The organism is Winogradskyella sp. (assembly GCF_965228925.1).
Taxonomy (GTDB): Bacteria; Bacteroidota; Bacteroidia; order Flavobacteriales; family Flavobacteriaceae; genus Winogradskyella.
The window spans coordinates 3,820,816-3,836,923 of sequence record NZ_OZ245845.1; the positions used below are offsets into that span (position 1 = coordinate 3,820,816).

Genomic DNA, 16,108 nt, shown 5'->3' on the forward strand with positions numbered 1-16,108 from the left:
AATACTGCAAAAACTACCAATCAATTGGCGCCGTCTCTACGCGGCGATGATCCTCGGGAATATTTGGGGGATCATAATCAGGATTATTCTTTCTCTGGAAATAACTCTCGTGAATAAAACTACGTTCTGGAATTGTGCGATACCTCCCCCAGGGAATACACCAGCGCTTGATTCTTTTAGCATAGTCTATCACTCTTTTTTTAGGAATGATTTCAAGCAAATACCAAAAGGTATGCAACGATTTATGTAGTTTTCCATTAGGATCTGGAGCCACATAATTGCTATCATTACCAAGTACCACTTGATCGTATTTTTCTTGATCAACTAAAAGGGTTTCCTGCATGGCTTCGTGTACCATCCATTGTAATGCTATCTTTGAAAGACCGCTATCCGCTTCGGGATAGGACCCGCCAACATCTGAATGCACACCTGGGAACCAAACCTCTTTTACGCTTTGACCTTCATGATGTTTTAACCCTAATCTATTATTGACATAAAAAGCTCTACGCTCATCAATAGCCACCGCGTGTTTAATGGTTCTTATGTTTTTATTATTGGCTGTATAAGGATAGGTTTTCCAATTCCAGAAGAAACCAACAGATGAAACGGTATCCCAAATACCCATAAATTCTATAGGGCATTCTCGTGAATATTGTTTTTTAAACCTTCTTGCTATATCCCACTTGGGCTTCTTTTTAGAATATATTTCAAAAGCATAAGGAATCAAGTTTTGATTACCTTTTTCTATCAAGCCCAAAAAATAAATAAACCCAGATAATACCCTTACGGTATACGCCCCTCGACTAAAACCAAACAGGAATACCTTATCTCCAGGTACATAATTTTCCATAAGGAATGAATAGGCCTCATAGATATTATTGTATAAACCATGACCAGTCGCCAAACCCAGAAGTTGCCTCCAGCGACTTTTTAATGATAACCCCACAACACCTGAATACTGATGCGTTCCCACACCAGGGTCATAATAAGCAATCTGCCTATCAGGTATTTTTTTTATAACACTATAAAGTTTAACAACATTCGAATTTGAATTACCGAATTTGTTTCCTGTGCCATCACAGCAAATAATAATATTTTTGGGCATATGACGATATTTTAAAAATTTACTCTAGAATAAAGGCTAAAACCTAGAACTCATACTGATACTATGGCCTAGTTCTGCTTTCTTTATGCCTCATTAGTGGGCGTATTCTTCAATCCTAACCATTTTTTTAGTCCATCAAATAATTTGTCTGCTAAATCACGAATAAAATCCCAGGACCTCCAGGGCGCCAAGCCAATTAAAAAGGCTACAATAATGACGACATATATGTTAGAAAAATCAATATTAATATTAGTTCCACCAATGGATACAGTAATTTCAAAGAAGGAAACAACGAGCGTAATTATCCAAGCAATTACCGGTATAGTAAATAGAAGCGCAGCCTTATGTGAGATACTATCTCGAAAAAATCTATTTCTTGAAATATAATAACTTGTATTACCAATCAATCTTAAGAGTGTTGCGAAAAACGCCCAAAAAAGAATTTCAACATAAATAAGAGGCTTACTTTCCCAAAACCATGAAGCCGTTAAATTAGGTACATCCAAAATTAAGTTTTTGATCTTGGAGAGCGATTTTATAACATCTTCTCGACTTTGCCTGGACAAGGCATTTTCTAAGGCTTCCATATTGCCTTGCACTAAGGCCTGGTAGGATGAATCCGTAGCTGCGACCTTAAATACCTCATTAGTTGCCTCTTGCAGTTGTTGTAATTTAAACCTTAATAAAGGCATATCTGTAGTGTCGATTAAACCATCTTTAAGTTGTAAACCACTTATCGCTAAAGAATCTGAGGTGACCTGACTCTCAAAGTTGTCCACGAGCGTATGGATTAATTTTGAATCAATCTCTTTTGGTGTTTCATCATTGGCGATATGGAACTCATAATATGCAAATCCTGCTAAGATTAAGGTTATAATCAGAACAATCAAAAACACAATGCCCGAAACGCTCGAAATTGGTCCTCTGTCTACAAGTTTAATTTCCGCATAATGCTTATCTTGTCCTTTATCAATAGGCACAATTAATGGTACTGGTTTGTATTGTGTCCCATGCTCGGAGCAGGCTTTTAATGAAATGTTATACTTAAGTTCATCTTGCCCTAAATCAGGCTCTTCGACATCCTTAAATTTAAACCTTCCGTCATCATCTGTATATTCTAACAATGTACTGTTAGGGGTCTTCAAGCTAACAACCGCATTACTGATCCGTTCGTTTGTCCCTTTATCAATTACAATTCCGCTAAGCGTTAGTTTAGTTGCCATAGTTATCAAATTAGGTGGTTAATTAAAAGCAATGAAAATAGTTTTGATGCGAAAAACGCTGTTCGATTATTACAAATAGAACATCGTATGGATTTTATTATCATTACGTTACGATCTAAAGTTAAAGAAAATTCCGGTTAATTTTAACAAAGCTCGAATTTCTTATTCAAGTATGTAAAGAGCTTGACCTCAAAATATAGTGACCTTCTCATTTTTTACAATTAGCCAAATGGGCAAGCCTGTTGCTTCAAAATTACCAAATGACCATTGGCAGTATTCTTTACAAATAATTCAGATTATTCACATTTAAATCATTATATTTATAAATCTCCTTAAACAAAATTCTTCATAAGAATTAAAGAACTAATAGCTTAACATAGATAATCTCTATGGTTGAGATCATCTTATTATTATTACAATTCAACTATCAAATCGAGTAATATGGGCAAAACATTTCACTTAGGAATTACCATGGCAGGAGCTGTATCGGCTGGAGCTTATACGGCGGGATTCATGGATTATGTATTAGAAGCGCTTAATGCATGGGAGGCTGCCAAAGCAAAGCATAAAGACGATCCAGAAAGTCCAATTCCAAACCACAATGTGGTGATAGACGCTATTGGAGGTGCTTCAGCAGGAGGTATGGTAAGTATGATTACTGCCTTGGCGCTATGCGACGGAAATATTGAACCTGTGTGCGATGTGTCTAAAACGAAAACGGGCAATATTCTTTATGATAGTTGGGTGTTTTTAGATGATGATGATAGTTTATACGACGGCAGTGGAAAAGGGAGAACCACTTTTGAGAAAATGCTATCCAATGACGACCTAAAATCCTCAAAAGGGGCACCATCCTTGTTGAATTCCGTGCCCATTGATCGCATTGCTGAAAAGGTGTTCGAGCAGCTGCCATCAAGTGCAAGTACTAGTAATTTCCCTTCGTACATTTCAGATGATTTGCGGGTATTATTAACGGTAACCAGTCTCAGACCTCTTGACTATAAGGTCAAATTCAGCAAGATTAAATCTAAGTTTTTAGATTCTACACCCGGACATCGCATAAGCAATCATGACATAGTGGCTCACTTCAAATTGAATTATGATGCTAATACGGATAGTGGAAAATATTTGCCATTTAGACCATTGCCTTCAGATGGCTCAAATGGAACACCACCATCAAATCGAGATTTTCTTATAAAGGTGACTAAAGCTACGGGGTCGTTTCCCGTTGGATTAGCTCCTCGTTATTTTGACAATGAATTTCCAATGGATTATGTTAGAAACAATCTTGTAGAACGGAAAGCCTTCAATGCCAATATGGACGTTGAATTAGGCGATGGCCATGGTGATAACTTCAAATTCACGGCTGTCGACGGCGGTACTATTAATAATGAGCCTTTCGATGAAGTACTTCGTTGTTTAGTAGCTAATCATGGTCCTGAAGATCCTGACAATCCTAAATACGGAACCATCTTGATCGATCCATTCCCCAACTTTGAAGATGAAAAAAGCAGTACACCACCAAATTATAATAAAACAAGTATCATGGATATCGTTGGAAGTTTAATTCCGACAATTCTTAATCAAGCAAGAAACAAACAAAGTGACACTTATGGCAGTGGCTTATTCAAGCTAATGGCGTTTCCAAGAAAATTGAAACTGGGTACATTGCGGGAGGCCGATCATCCCCCATTGGCAACCGGAGGCATAGGCGGGTTTGGCGGGTTTATTGATATTAAGTTTAGACAGCACGATTTCTTTTTAGGGCGTAATAATGCGCGTAATTTCCTCAGAGGTATATTGTTTATGGAATACGATCCCGACGATAAAAATAACTTATTCCATGGCGTTAGTGAAGAAGCTGTTAAGAAGTTCAGAAGAAAGATCACTCAAGATGGGGTAGAAAAAATATTTATGCCCATTATCCCCGACGTGAGCAAATTAGATCCTGACGATGATTCCAATCCTTCGAAATACACCGTTCCAGATTTTCCAAAATTCGACAAGGGTGCCTTCCGAAAGTTAGAGCGTCCTATTCGAAACCGCACCAAAGCGATTTTAAAAGCAGAACTAGAGGGAAAAATGTCAGGATTCTTTGGAAGACTATTCAAAGGCATCATTGTCAATAAAATCTCAAAGAAATTGACAAAATGGGTAATGGAAACCATAGAGAAGGACTTTGTAAAAAGAGGAATGTAATTGATATGCTATAAAAATTATGCTCAAACCATAAATATGAAGGTACTCACAAAATCAAGATTTAAACTTGGACTGGAATGTCCCAATAAGTTGTTTTTTACTGGCAAGAAATCCTATGCTAACAATAAAAAGGATGATCGTTTTCTGGAGGCCTTAGCCGAAGGGGGATTTCAAGTAGAGGAATTGGCAAGAATGACCTTTCCAAATGGTACACTCCTAGAAGGTAATGACTGCAATTATGAAACGCTTTGGTATAAGACGCGTGATTTGCTAAGGCAGGATAATGCCACAATATATGAAGCAGCTGTACTCTATGAAAGTTTGTTTGTTCGTGCTGATATCTTGGTTAAGAAAGGAGACACAATCCAACTGATTGAAGTCAAGGCAAAGTCGTACGATTCAACCGAAGATCATATATTTATTGGTAAACGCGGTGGTCTGCGCAGTGAATGGAAGGTTTATCTATTTGACATTGCGTTTCAGAAATATGTGCTTCAGAAGCGCTTTCCTGGATTTGAGATTAAGTCTTATATAATGATGGCAGATACTTCCAAAACAGCTTCCATCAATGGACTAAATCAATTGTTCAGAATTACGAAGACTGCCAATAATCGAACAGGTATTAATACTTTGGCCAATTCCATTGATGATTTGGGAGATCCTATTTTATCGCGTGAAGATGTCACAGAGATTATTGAAGACATCATCAACGATGTACATCAATATCAAGATGGCTTGAGCTTTAAGAAGACCGTGGCAAAATTCAAGTATAATTATGAACAGGATGATTACATTAATGCGCCTACTACCTATTCGGCCTGCAAACATTGCGAATTCAAAACCAGTCAGGAAGAAAAAGAAGATGGTTTAGATTCAGGTTATGAATACTGCTTTAAAAAACAACACCATTGGACAAGTGATGATTTTGAAAAACCCCACATTTTTGAAATCGGAGGCTTGTATTACCGTCGTGGTATTGCGTTCTTTAATAGCAATAAATTCTTCTTGTCCGATATCAAAAAAGACGATTTAAAAATTAAGACTGAAGATGGCAAGCTGTCTAGTACCGAGCGGCAATGGCTACAAATCGAAAAGTCCAATAATAACGACCATTCGCTCTTTGTAGATAAGAAAGGATTAAAAACAGAAATGGACAAATGGTCGTTCCCATTGCATTTTATCGACTTCGAAACCAGTACTTCGGCTTTACCTTTTCATAAAGGACGTCGCCCATACGAACAGATCGCTTTTCAGTTCTCACATCATATATACTACGAGGACGGACGCATTGAACATGCGAGTGAATTTTTGAATGCTGAGGCGGGCCAATTTCCAAATTTTGAATTTATTAGAGCCTTAAAGCGGGCTCTTGAGAAAGATGAAGGTAGTATTTTTAGATACGGCAATCATGAGAATACCATTGTCAATGCGATTTATGAACAGTTGGCTACGTCAGATGAAGCGGACAAAGACGAATTGATGACGTTTATTCAAAACGTTTCACATAGCACACAGAGCGCCTCAACGGAATGGCAGGGTTATCGTGACATGGTGGATCTACTAGAGGTGGTTAAAGACTTCTACTTTAACTCATTGACCAAGGGTTCTAATTCTATTAAAGCCGTATTACCAGCTATTCTGGCATCTAGTGCTGTATTAAAGAAAAAGTATTCAAAAAACATCGGTGCGCTAGCATTAAGTTCAAGAAACTTCCAATCAGATCATATATGGCTTGCTATTGACGGCGATCAAGTTATGAGTCCTTATGAGAATTTACCTCCGATTTTTGAGGATTGGTCGGAAGAAGATATTGCAAATTCAATATCGGAAATGGAATCCATTAGTGATGGTGGAGCGGCCTTGACCGCATACGGTAAGTTACAATATACAGATATGACCAAAAAAGAAGTTAAGCAAATTAAGGATGCTCTGTTGAAGTATTGCGAACTAGACACCTTGGCCATGGTGATGATCTATGAACATTTTTTAGAACTCATATCAACCCAATAAATAGAAGCCATTATGCCTTATTATTATCCACTAAAGAAAGACAAAGACATTAGTCGGCGTACACGTACTATTGAAGGTTTACAGCGCATTAGGAAGCAATTGAAGGACGAAAAATTCCCTAGAAAAAAGGAGGCGGATTCGCTAATTTTAGGAACATGGAATCTTCGAAACTTTGATGATGATAGATTCAATTTCGGACCAAGGATGACGGAGTCGTTCTATTATATTGCTGAGATCATTTCTCATTTCGATGTGATTGCCATTCAAGAAATCTGTTATGATTTATGGCCCCTTAAACGATTAATGCGCATTCTAGGAAATGACTATGATTACATAGTTACGGATGTAACCCATAGTAGCTTAGGGGGAAATGAAGAGCGTCTTGGTTTTATCTATAATAAGAAAAAAGTTGACTTTACTGGTATTGCGGGAGAGATTGTACTGCCGCCAAAAATGATGATCAGTAAGGAAACGGAACATAAGCGCCAGTTTTCAAGAACACCTTTCGGAGTGGATTTTCAATCTGGATGGTTCAAGTTCTTCTTTTCGACCGTTCATATTTACTTCGGATCTAACAGTCCGAGTTCAGCAAAGTATAAACGGCGCGTACAAGAGATTGAAGCTGTTGCAAAGTATCTTGCCCAAGAAGCCAAAAAGAATATTGAAAGCAATAACCAGAGCAATACCAATTATATTTTAGTTGGTGACTTTAATATTAAAAAAGAGGGCAGTGCGGGATTTAATGCACTAAAAGAAAATGGATTTGAGGTTGTAACCAATAATAAAGGTAGTAATAGTGATCAAACCAAATTTTACGATCAAATCTCCTTTATGTCCAAAAAGAACGAACTAAAATTGTTACAGCCACATCGCAAAGACCGTGTCTTTCAATTCTTCAACAGTGTCTTTAGGGAAGAAGAAGACTATGAAACCTATAAGCCAATAATGAAAGAACGCATTGCGGAGAAATTGGAATATGCCGAGGAGATGTTAGCTAAAGCGACAAATCAAAATGACAGGGATAAATATAGCGGTCAAATTAAAAGCTTAAAAGCAGCCAGAAAAACAGATGTGTCCTTAAAGGCTTATTATAAGAAATGGCGTACGTTTCAAGTAAGCGATCACCTACCGCTTTGGATAGAAATAGAAATCAACTTCACTGATAAGTATTTAGAGAAGATCAAAAATTTTAACCCAGACCAAAACCTTTAAAAAATTAAACTATGGGACTCTTATTTTTAGGAAGTACGGATGCCGCTAAATATCCGAACGATAGAAAAAAATTTCTCAAAAGATATCATACAGATGGGCTTTTAAAACAGGTGGTCACCTTTAGGGATGATGATCGTACGAAGTGGCGCTCATTCAGAAAAGTTCCTGGTAATGATGTTCAAAAATTGCAGGAATTCTTGAAAAAAGCTGGTTTTTTGACCAATCGTATGAATGTGGGTGTCTTTGATTATGCCACGCAATCTGCCGTGCGCTTATTTCAGGAATATGTACGTACTATAGATCCTAATGGCGACAAAACTATGGTTCCTGATGGATTTGTAGGGAGTGGAACGATGAAACATGTAGAACGTTGGCAACGTGATAAATTGGTTTGCAGTTGGAGACCAGAATCAGCAAATAATCCAACACAAGAGTATAAAGATTGGTTTAAGTTATTAGAAAAAGCCAAAAGGCACTATAAGTCAAATCCGGGTCCGATATTGAAGTACGTGAATAAGATGAATAAGACGTATTCAACTAGAAAAATCGACGATTGGAAATTCGATAAAGATGATATCCATTTGATTGGTATACGTCGAAATCAAGATCAGGCCGTTCATGATCGTGAAAATGACGATTTATTTATTCTTCTCATAAATGGTCAAGTCTTTAAATTCTGGGGCTCTACAGATCCCAGTGTACGTATGGCTGGAAGAAAAGATGAACCCTTTTTGGTAGAAGGGCAACATGACTATAGGTTTGGGTGGCATAAAATATGGGTAGAGAAAAAAATATATAAAGCTGCAAAACCAAAAATAGCAGAAGGGGTATTGGTTTTAAGAGATTGGAATAATGACAATTCTTTAACTCCAAAAGATTTAGAAATAACGGATCACAATGGTAAGCCTCTGGGTATCCGAGTCAACAATTCCATTAATATTCATTGGTCCGGAATTGGAAGTTTGAACTTCTCGGCGGGCTGCCAAGTCATCTCAGGGGAAAGTTATATCAACAACTTCAATACACCTATTAGCTGTAAGTCATTCGCTTCCCGTAGTTATAGTCAATTGACCACCTCTGAAAAGAAAACTAAAGGAGCTTATAATATGTTGACTGACTTGGTGATTTGTTATACCAAACCTGGACAAAATAGTTTGATTTATACCTTGGGACGTGAAGAGAGTTTAAACATAGATACGGATTTTGACGCCGACTATGCCAAGAAGGCCATGGAATCCATGAAACGTATTTAGGCACGGATCACCCTTTTAGTTTCTATTTTTGTTATTGCTTATCTAGCCAAAAGTGCAGCCCCTACGATTCCCGCATTATTTTGATATGCTGCAGGCATAACGGGAGTTGCTATGTTTATTTCGTCTTTAAATCGATCAAATTTTTTACTGGCTCCTCCGCCAAGGATGATGTAATCTGGAGAGAAAAGTTTCTCTATTAGTCTTAAAAATTTATGAACGCGCTTTCCCCATTCTGGGTAGGATAGTTTTTGGCGTTTACGAACGGCATCAGAAGCATAATACTCTATACGCTTATGCTCTTTGTAGGGTATAGACCCCAGTTCAAAATTCGGAATAAGCTCCCCATTATAAAAGGCGCCGGAGCCTATTCCCGTTCCAAGGGTTATCATAAATACCAAGCCACTTTTACCCTTTCCCGATCCGTAGGTCATTGTAGCCAATCCAGCAGCATCCGCATCATTGGCAACCGAGAAATCTAGACCCGTTCTTTCTTTAAACAAGTCTTCAATGTTCACACCTCTCCAACTTTTATGAATATTAACACTCGTATGCGCAACACCATGGGTGACTAATGCAGGAAAGCCACATCCCACTTTTCCTTTCCAATTAAAATGCTCTACGATTTCCGCCACTTCATCAGCAATATCCGCAGGTTTTGCACCATTTGGGGTCGCTACACGGTGACGTTCTGTAATGAGTTCTCCTGTTTCCGTATCTACTATTGCCCCCTTAATTCCCGTACCGCCAATATCTATACCTAGTAATTCCATAAATTGATGATGTGTATTTTGTTATGCCTAAATTCTTTATTTCGCGCTAAATATAATCAAAAGCATTTTCTTCGTTATATCTTATCATTTCAGATTGAAATTGAGTAATAAAAATACTTATATTTGTGGCCTTATTTATGGGATGTAGTCCTTCGACAAGCTCAGGGTAAACTGCACTACGGTTTGGTTTGTTCTGTTCTTTGAAAATTTTAAAAAACTGTTTTAACTAAGTACTTAAAACAGAAACTCGGGATGTAGCGCAGCCTGGTAGCGTACTAGCATGGGGTGCTAGGGGTCGCTGGTTCAAATCCAGTCATCCCGACAAACTAAAGCGAAAAGCTTGTGTAGAAAGTTTACTTTCTTAAGCAAGCTTTTTGCTTTAGTTAAAATTAAAGCAAAGCTTTAATTTGCAACAATAGCGATGTAAATGGATTCTATAAATCCTTTAAGATTCTAACTATCATTTTCAACAATCGTATTTGGGCAGTCCAAATCTCTTGAGACACTAAGCTTTATTTGCAATAAAGGTTTTATTGGATTCTATATATCAGCTAAAGCATTGCTTTAATTTGCAAAATTAACTCTATAATTGGAATGAAGTAATAACCACGATTTGTTTATATAAAGCTAAAAATTATGTGGGAGACAATGAGTAGTTATTGACCAAATTGATGAGGAATTTATTCATAAATGATTGAGGGCATGATATTTGATACATATTTTTTGGATCAACATATCTAGAGAATAAAATGAGTAAATTCAAGAAACTTGGTAGAGATGCTGCAGAGTTCAGTGTGGATTCTGCTTTAAGTCTTATATTCTTTTATGGGTACCCTGTTCCTACTTCCATATTTCTAAAGGCAATATATGCATTAGCAACCCAAAAGAATAATGATAAGAAAAGTATAGGATCTTTATACCCTTCTTTGGATAAATATATTCTAAACAAAGATGCACAAGTCGTGCCTATTCTTGCAGAAAAAATGATTCGAGATTTTCATTTATCCTGTATTGGAAATCGTGAACAAATTATAGAGACTAGGAAACTTTCAATTGCTCGATTTGAAGCAATTAAAGCTCAATCGGAAGAGCGCTTATATTTACCATTTGGCAAAGATTTATTTAACCTAGATGCTGATATTAATGAGACTATTTTATCTAATCCATCTAATGTTGACCTCTTCCCTTATGCGGAAAGAAGCAATAATCTAGTGAAGATGATTTCGAGATTAAAAAAAACAATTAGAGTAAGCATTACTTCTGTTTGTGCAGCAAGTATAGCAACTTTACTTAGTTTAAAAAAGCGATTTGACCTTAATATTGAAATTGGATTTTTTGACGTCAATGCCAAGAAACAGATGGAGACAATTTTGTTTGAAAATAATAAAAAAAACGATTTTATTTTTTCTGCTAATCCAACTCTTACATTCCATTCAAATGGTTTAATGGATGTAAAAGAGATGAGTCTAATAAAAGAATTACATTATGAATATCAATACCTAATGACGAAGTCAAGAAAGAAAAAGGCATTTAATAGAAACAATACAATATCAGTGTATTCAAAATCTACCGCACAAGAGCATTATCAAATATCGAAAAGTAAAAAAGGTTATAAGATTCAGTTGATTGATGAATTTAATGTTTACCCTAACCTAGAGAATGATCTTGTCTACGCTTGGGAACCATTGGCTTTTCATCTTGAAAATAATGGGTGGGTTAAAATACCTAATACCGAACATCAAATTATATTTTCAATATTTGGTAATGACAATAGAAAAGATCAACTAAACAAATATTTTTTAGAATTATTCTGTAGGGAGTGGTTTTACTGTAAACAGAATAATTTCAAGTCTTTAGAATTATTATTAGAGAGGCAGGATTTTGTTGAGAAATTTAAGCAAGGGAGCGGAATCTCCTAAATTGGCTGAATGTATTCAAGGAAACTAAGTGTGCTTTTGTGGTACCCAAAAACAAATTTACTTAACGCAATGGAATAAAAATCAAGGTCAAAATTATCTCTTTAACTATTGGTTTTAAAAAACTGAATGTAACTTTTTGATTTATAATGACTAATGACTATTGATTCAAAATTGTACAGATGAATTAAAGTTTTGCCCAAATTAGCAATAATCGCAAATTCAATTGACACGTTAAACCCAAACAGTTATTATTAGTAAACTAGCGATCTACATGATTTAACAGCCCTTTGGAAGATGTCACTCCGGATACTCAATCCTAAGATGATAAATATTGGCCAATTTATGCTTAAGTACTTTTTTAATAGACTGAATTTCCTTGAAGGTAATATTCGCATTGAGGAATTGGCCGTTGTCCATCTGCTTGTTAATAATGCTTTCTACAAAATCATTAAGCTTCGTGGTCGTTGGTTCTTTTAAGCTTTTTGAAGCCGCTTCTACACTATCACACATCATTAAGATCGCAGTTTCCTTGCTAAACGGTTTTGGCCCTGGATATGAAAACTCCTTAATATCTGTATCCTCTTCATTTGATTTCTCTTTCATGTAAAAATAATATACGGAGCTCGTGCCGTGGTGAGTCCGTATAAAATCGATAACACGATCTGGTAAGTTGTGCTTTTTTGCTAGTTCAATACCGTTTAGGACATGATCGATTATCATTTTTGCACTTTCCTTGTTGGAAAGCTCTTTGTGCGGATCTATACCATTACTTTGATTCTCTGTAAAATAGGTAGGGTTAACCATCTTACCAATATCGTGATATAAGGCTCCTACCCTAACGAGCATGGCATTAGCACCAATTTCATTAGCAGATGCTTCAGCCAAATTAGCAACATTTAAAGAATGATGGAACGTACCGGGTGCTTCATTAGACAGCTGCTTTAATAGTTTCGTATTAGTATCTGATAATTCTAACAAGGATACATCCGATACTAAACCAAAGATTTTTTCGTAAATGTAAATTAGGGGTTGAACAAATAAGGTCGCCAGTCCACAGAGTACAAAGAGCCCGAAGGTTTCCCATTTTAAACTTGTGATTTGGCCTTCATGAATCACGAAGAAGGCAAAATATGCAATAATATAAATCAAGGTTATTTGCCCAACTGAAATAAAAAGATTGGCACGCTTATATAGTTCTGAAACTGTAAGTATGGTCACAATACCAGCAATGATTTGAAGAAACATGTATTCATAACTGTTGGGAACTATAAACCCTAATAACAATACCGTTAATACATGTGCAAAAAGTCCCAATCTGGCATCAAAAAACGCCTTTAGCACCAGTGGCAAAATACACAATGGGACTACATATATATATTGTGAATCATAGTTGATGATCAAAGTGGTTAACAATATCATTAAAGCAATATTGAAAAATATAAAGGTCACTTTGGTGTTATTCAAAAATACCTCAGCTCTATACTTATGCAAAAATAGAAGCAACATTAGCAAGGTTAACGCGACCAATAATGTGTAAGCAAATAGCACCCAATTGTAGTTGGCTGTATTCCAAACTTGGGACTCGTATTCAGACCTTAAGGATTTTAGGATTTTGTACTCCTCATCTTCCACCACCTGTCCTTTAGAAATAATCAGCTGATCTTTATCAATACTTCCTCGAGTGAGCGCTATTTGGGACAATTCTTCTTCAAGTGTCTTCGTGGTGAGGCTTTCGCTAAGCGCCACATTGGGTTTTACTATATCGAAAAACAGAGATATCATTTTGTTCCTGTTATCTAAAGACGTCGATGTTCCGAAGTAGTCTTCCAAGTAGGATCTTAATTGATTAATCTCTATGAGGTTACCATATTCAAGGCGTTTTTCAATGGTATTAGAGGCAACCAAAGCAATGGGTTTATCCTTGGCATACGGATAGTCCGTATCTAAAATACCATTAGTATATAATCGATCTATTAATTGCTCACCCCTTTTATAGAGGTTTAAATTATTTATACCCGTAGAGTCTCCGAATAGCTCATAATAGGTCTTAGGATAATTAGATTTTATTTGTGTATATACTGCTGGATTTACATCAAAATAGACCGAGGCATTTTGCTCTATCTCTTGCCGCTCCTTATCTATTTCATCCTGCGATTTTTTTACAGCGAAGTTAAACGGAGCATAGAGATTCTCCGACTGCCACGGTTTTCCTTTTTCGAAAGAATATCTAAACTTACCAGTTTTTGGAAATAGGTAAACAATAAAAAAAGTGGTTGATAAGAACAGTAATATCTTATAGATTAATGCATGATTCTTATACCATTTATTTAAGAGTTCCTTCATATAAAATCAAATGTAACAAATATTAGAATCTTTGACTGCTATTATCATTAATACATTGAGAAATATCTCAAAAATTGATTAATTTCGCAGCAATTAATTTAAACAAAGACATCATGAGCAAGGAGGTTGTTATCGTATCTGCTGTTAGAACACCAATTGGAAGTTTTTTGGGCAGTTTATCTAGTGTTCCCGCCCCTAAATTGGGCGCTACGGCTATAAAGGGAGCCCTGGACAAAATCAGTTTAAAACCCGAGATGGTGGATGAAGTCTTAATGGGAAATGTTGTTCAAGCTGGTACTGGGCAAGCGCCTGCAAGACAAGCGGCAATCTATGCTGGGATTCCTGATACTGTTCCTTGTACAACCGTTAATAAAGTCTGTGCTTCTGGTATGAAAGCCATTATGCAGGCGGCTCAAGCTATTCAGTTAGGTGATGCGGAGATTGTGGTGGCAGGTGGTATGGAAAATATGAGTGCCATTCCCCATTACTATCATGCAAGAAGCGCTACAAAATTTGGACCTGCTGCTCTAGAAGACGGTATGCAAAAAGACGGTTTGGTGGATGCTTACGATAAAAACGCTATGGGTGTTTGTGCCGATGCTTGTGCTACTGAGTATAATTTTAGTAGAGAAGATCAAGATGCGTTTGCTATACAATCGTATGAGCGCTCAAAGACAGCATGGGATTCAGGAAAATTTGATAATGAAGTGATTCCAGTTGAAGTTCCTCAAAGACGTGGAGATGCTATAGTCGTTGACAGAGATCAGGAGTACACCAATGTAAAAATGGAAAAAATTCCTGCTTTACGCCCAGCGTTCACAAAGGATGGTACTGTAACAGCCGCTAACGCTTCGACTATCAACGATGGTGCTGCAGCTATGGTTTTAATGAGCAAAGAAAAGGCTGACGAATTAGGCCTATCTCCCCTAGCCCATATTAAGAGTTATGCCGATGCCGCTCAAGAACCAAAATGGTTTACAACGGCACCTGCCAAAGCTTTACCTAAGGCGTTAGCCAAAGCCAATGTCTCTATTGAAGATATTGACTATTTTGAGTTTAATGAGGCGTTTTCTGTTGTTGGTTTGGCAAATATGAAAATCCTCGGTTTGTCAGATGACAATGTCAATGTAAATGGTGGGGCTGTTTCTTTAGGTCATCCGCTCGGTTGTTCTGGAGCAAGAATTTTAGTAACCTTAGTTAATGTATTACATCAAAACAATGCCAAATTGGGCGCGGCAGCAATTTGTAATGGTGGTGGAGGTGCCTCGGCAATGGTACTAGAACGCGCTTAAATTTTATCTATGCAATACGGCATTTGCAATCTAGGGATTGTACCTATACGTCTTGAAGCTTCTGACCAAAGTGAAATGGTAACCCAAGCTTTGTACGGTGATGTTTTTAAAGTTTTGGAACAGCGGAAAAAATGGAGCCGTATTCGTTTTGCATATGACGGTTATGAGGGTTGGATTGACAATAAACAATACCTTGAAATTGAACACGAAGAGTATAGCCAACTTGCAAATTCGGAGATTTATCTGTCCAGAGATTTAATTGAATATGTATCGGACATATCAAATAGCTTATATCCTATTCCATTAGGTTCTGATTTAAACGGCATCACTTTATTGAAACATCATTTTGATGGAAATTCTATCACTTCAAAAAGTGAAAAGACCAATATCATAGAAACCGCTTTTTTATATTTAAACACCCCTTATTTATGGGGTGGAAAAACTCCGTTTGGCATTGATTGCTCTGGTTTCACCCAAATGGTCTATAAACTCAATGGCCATAAGCTTCTAAGAGATGCTTCGGAACAGGCGACTCAAGGGGTTCCTTTGAGCTTTATTGAAGAAAGCGAACCCGGGGATTTAGCATTTTTTGATAATGCGGATGGCGACATTATACATGTTGGTATCATTATGGCCGATAATCATATCATTCATGCTCATGGAAAAGTTCGGATAGATCGTTTAGATCATAGTGGTATTTATAACGCGGACAAAAATACCCATACCCATAGACTCAGAGTTATTAAAAAAATCATATAGGCATAAAAAAATGCGACTTTAAG

At 36.9% G+C, this 16,108-nt stretch carries 11 protein-coding genes and 1 tRNA gene; 8 read left to right on the forward strand and 4 right to left on the reverse strand.

All coding sequences use genetic code 11. The annotated features are described in order from the left end of the window. Positions 1–13: 13 nt before the first annotated feature. Positions 14–1,105: a DUF2235 domain-containing protein gene (locus tag ACO052_RS15855; RefSeq protein ID WP_422104765.1), complete on the reverse strand. Its 1,092-nt coding sequence runs from the start codon at positions 1,103–1,105 to the stop codon at positions 14–16. A gap of 83 nt (positions 1,106–1,188) precedes the next feature. Further along, on the reverse strand, positions 1,189–2,328 hold the full coding sequence (locus ACO052_RS15860; protein ID WP_422104766.1) for a hypothetical protein: 1,140 nt from the start codon (positions 2,326–2,328) through the stop codon (positions 1,189–1,191). A gap of 441 nt (positions 2,329–2,769) precedes the next feature. Here ACO052_RS15860 and ACO052_RS15865 point away from each other — a divergent pair, with 441 nt between their 5' ends. Genes ACO052_RS15865 through ACO052_RS15880 form a run of 4 tightly spaced genes read left to right on the forward strand, consistent with a single transcriptional unit; the run spans position 2,770 to position 9,002 of the window. Next, complete coding sequence (locus ACO052_RS15865) at positions 2,770–4,527, forward strand: patatin-like phospholipase family protein (protein ID WP_422104767.1); 1,758 nt, start codon at positions 2,770–2,772, stop codon at positions 4,525–4,527. Between the two features lie 36 nt (positions 4,528–4,563). Then, complete coding sequence (locus ACO052_RS15870) at positions 4,564–6,537, forward strand: DUF2779 domain-containing protein (RefSeq protein ID WP_422104768.1); 1,974 nt, start codon at positions 4,564–4,566, stop codon at positions 6,535–6,537. 12 nt (positions 6,538–6,549) lie between these two features. Beyond that, positions 6,550–7,749, forward strand: coding sequence for an endonuclease/exonuclease/phosphatase family protein (locus ACO052_RS15875; protein WP_422104769.1), 1,200 nt, complete (start codon positions 6,550–6,552; stop codon positions 7,747–7,749). An 11-nt stretch (positions 7,750–7,760) separates the two neighbouring features. Beyond that, positions 7,761–9,002, forward strand: coding sequence for a peptidoglycan-binding domain-containing protein (locus ACO052_RS15880; RefSeq protein WP_422104770.1), 1,242 nt, complete (start codon positions 7,761–7,763; stop codon positions 9,000–9,002). A 38-nt stretch (positions 9,003–9,040) separates the two neighbouring features. Here ACO052_RS15880 and ppgK read toward each other — a convergent pair whose 3' ends face one another. Then, positions 9,041–9,772 carry a polyphosphate--glucose phosphotransferase gene (gene ppgK / locus ACO052_RS15885; RefSeq protein ID WP_422104772.1) on the reverse strand — a complete coding sequence of 244 codons (732 nt, stop codon included), beginning with the start codon at positions 9,770–9,772 and terminating at the stop codon, positions 9,041–9,043. A 248-nt stretch (positions 9,773–10,020) separates the two neighbouring features. Here ppgK and ACO052_RS15890 point away from each other — a divergent pair. After that, positions 10,021–10,094 (forward strand) — tRNA-Pro (locus ACO052_RS15890). A 427-nt stretch (positions 10,095–10,521) separates the two neighbouring features. Next, positions 10,522–11,691: a hypothetical protein gene (locus tag ACO052_RS15895; protein WP_422104773.1), complete on the forward strand. Its 1,170-nt coding sequence runs from the start codon at positions 10,522–10,524 to the stop codon at positions 11,689–11,691. Between the two features lie 297 nt (positions 11,692–11,988). Here ACO052_RS15895 and ACO052_RS15900 read toward each other — a convergent pair whose 3' ends face one another. Further along, positions 11,989–14,034, reverse strand: a complete 2,046-nt coding sequence (locus ACO052_RS15900; RefSeq protein WP_422104774.1) for an HD family phosphohydrolase — start codon at positions 14,032–14,034, stop codon at positions 11,989–11,991. A 113-nt stretch (positions 14,035–14,147) separates the two neighbouring features. Between ACO052_RS15900 and ACO052_RS15905 the strand changes: the two genes are divergently transcribed. Continuing rightward, on the forward strand, positions 14,148–15,326 hold the full coding sequence (locus ACO052_RS15905; RefSeq protein WP_422104775.1) for an acetyl-CoA C-acyltransferase: 1,179 nt from the start codon (positions 14,148–14,150) through the stop codon (positions 15,324–15,326). A gap of 9 nt (positions 15,327–15,335) precedes the next feature. Then, positions 15,336–16,085, forward strand: a complete 750-nt coding sequence (locus ACO052_RS15910; RefSeq protein WP_422104776.1) for an NlpC/P60 family protein — start codon at positions 15,336–15,338, stop codon at positions 16,083–16,085. The last annotated feature ends 23 nt before the right edge of the window (positions 16,086–16,108 follow it).

Bases quoted from the DNA above. Each gene is read 5' to 3' on its own strand.
- ACO052_RS15880 (WP_422104770.1), top strand. From the start codon at position 7,761: ATGGGACTCTTATTTTTAGGAAGTACGGATGCCGCTAAATATCCGAAC.
- ACO052_RS15910 (WP_422104776.1), top strand. From the start codon at position 15,336: ATGCAATACGGCATTTGCAATCTAGGGATTGTACCTATACGTCTTGAA.
- ACO052_RS15855 (WP_422104765.1), bottom strand. From the start codon at position 1,105: ATGCCCAAAAATATTATTATTTGCTGTGATGGCACAGGAAACAAATTC.
- ACO052_RS15905 (WP_422104775.1), top strand. From the start codon at position 14,148: ATGAGCAAGGAGGTTGTTATCGTATCTGCTGTTAGAACACCAATTGGA.
- ppgK (WP_422104772.1), bottom strand. From the start codon at position 9,772: ATGGAATTACTAGGTATAGATATTGGCGGTACGGGAATTAAGGGGGCA.
- ACO052_RS15870 (WP_422104768.1), top strand. From the start codon at position 4,564: ATGAAGGTACTCACAAAATCAAGATTTAAACTTGGACTGGAATGTCCC.
- ACO052_RS15875 (WP_422104769.1), top strand. From the start codon at position 6,550: ATGCCTTATTATTATCCACTAAAGAAAGACAAAGACATTAGTCGGCGT.
- ACO052_RS15860 (WP_422104766.1), bottom strand. From the start codon at position 2,328: ATGGCAACTAAACTAACGCTTAGCGGAATTGTAATTGATAAAGGGACA.
- ACO052_RS15865 (WP_422104767.1), top strand. From the start codon at position 2,770: ATGGGCAAAACATTTCACTTAGGAATTACCATGGCAGGAGCTGTATCG.
- ACO052_RS15900 (WP_422104774.1), bottom strand. From the start codon at position 14,034: ATGAAGGAACTCTTAAATAAATGGTATAAGAATCATGCATTAATCTAT.
- ACO052_RS15895 (WP_422104773.1), top strand. From the start codon at position 10,522: ATGAGTAAATTCAAGAAACTTGGTAGAGATGCTGCAGAGTTCAGTGTG.